This window comes from Stenotrophomonas sp. RG-453 (assembly GCF_033843685.1).
In the GTDB taxonomy this organism is placed as follows: domain Bacteria; phylum Pseudomonadota; class Gammaproteobacteria; order Xanthomonadales; family Xanthomonadaceae; genus Stenotrophomonas; species Stenotrophomonas bentonitica_A.
In genome coordinates, this window is sequence record NZ_JAMYED010000020.1 from 1 (window position 1) to 578 (window position 578).

Annotated in this window: 2 tRNA genes and 1 rRNA gene; all 3 read left to right on the forward strand. The window is 51.2% G+C overall.

The window, feature by feature from the left end:
• Window positions 1-47: 47 nt before the first annotated feature.
• Window positions 48-123, forward strand: a tRNA-Ala gene (locus NJD74_RS19565).
• 47 nt (window positions 124-170) lie between these two features.
• A tRNA-Ile gene (locus NJD74_RS19570) sits at window positions 171-247 on the forward strand.
• 230 nt (window positions 248-477) lie between these two features.
• Window positions 478-578: ribosomal RNA gene (locus NJD74_RS19575) — 23S ribosomal RNA — on the forward strand; the annotation flags it as partial.

The window sequence follows — 578 nt, forward strand, 5'->3', positions numbered from 1 at the left end:
ATTCAGAGTTTCACGTCGGCCTGGCCGATGTGGATAGTCCCGTATATGGGGCCTTAGCTCAGCTGGGAGAGCACCTGCTTTGCAAGCAGGGGGTCGTCGGTTCGATCCCGACAGGCTCCACCACACGCCGCGAGTTTATCGACGCGGTAGCAATGAGCTGAACGGACATTGGGTCTGTAGCTCAGGTGGTTAGAGCGCACCCCTGATAAGGGTGAGGTCGGTAGTTCGAGTCTACCCAGACCCACCACTCTGAATGACTAGCGCATACAAAGAATTTATTACGGATCAGCATTGTGGCTGGTACGTGTTCTTTTAAAACTTGTGACGTAGCGAGCGTTTTGAGATTCTATCTTAGACGTGTCGTGAGGCTAAGGCGGAAGACTTAAATGTCTTCTTATTAATTGAGTCGTTATATTTCGTATCTGGGCTTTGTACCCCCAGGTCATATATATAACCCAAGGCAACTTGCGGTTATATGGTCAAGCGAATAAGCGCACACGGTGGATGCCTTGGCGGTCAGAGGCGATGAAGGACGTGGCAGCCTGCGAAAAGTATCGGGGAGCTGGCAACAAGCTTTG